At 79.2% G+C, this 624-nt stretch carries 1 protein-coding gene; it reads left to right on the top strand.

Annotated elements, in window-relative coordinates:
- The coding region (locus FNQ90_RS25965) for an FAD-dependent oxidoreductase (RefSeq protein WP_182608532.1) at window positions 1–624 on the top strand (624 nt) is incomplete at both ends.

Here is a 624-nt window from a genome sequence, read left to right as displayed (position 1 = left end):
GTCCCCGGGTGATGGTCGTCGGCGGGGGCGTGGGCGGTCTGGCCACGGCCGTGGCGTTGCACGCCCGGGGAGTGCCGGTCGGGGTGCTGGAACGGAGCGCCGCGGAGTCGGGGGCCGGATCCGGTCTGACGCTGTGGCCCAACGGCGTGCGCGCCCTGGAGGCCATCGGCCTCGGGCCGGCCGTGCGGGAGCACTCCCTGCCCGGCGACACCGCGGTGATACGGACACCCTCGGGGCGGTATCCCTCCCGGCTGGACCCCGGAGGTGCGCTCGGTGACCGGGGGGCGGTGGTGGCCGTGCACCGCGCGGAGCTGACGGAGGTCCTGCGGGCGGCGCTGCCGGCCGGCACCGTGCGGGCGGGCGTCACCGTCACCGGGATGCGCCGGGACGGCCGGGGACGGCCGGTGGTGGTCACGGCCGCCGGCGAGGAGACCGCGGACGTGGTGGGCGTTGGCGGCGTACGACGCCGACCGGCGACCGCGCACCCGGCGGGTGGTCACGCGGTCCCGGCGGGCGGGGAGGGTGGCGCAGTGGCACCGACCCGCCGCCGTGGGGCTGCGCGAGACCCTGCTGCGACTGACCCCGCCGTCCCTCGCCCTGCGCGCCATGGCCCCGATCCCGGAC

The sequence above is a fragment of the Streptomyces alkaliphilus genome, assembly GCF_014141535.1.
Taxonomy (GTDB): domain Bacteria; phylum Actinomycetota; class Actinomycetes; order Streptomycetales; family Streptomycetaceae; genus Streptomyces; species Streptomyces alkaliphilus.
The sequence above is the reverse complement of the archived record's forward strand: the minus strand, read 5'-3'. Positions and strand labels throughout refer to the sequence as shown.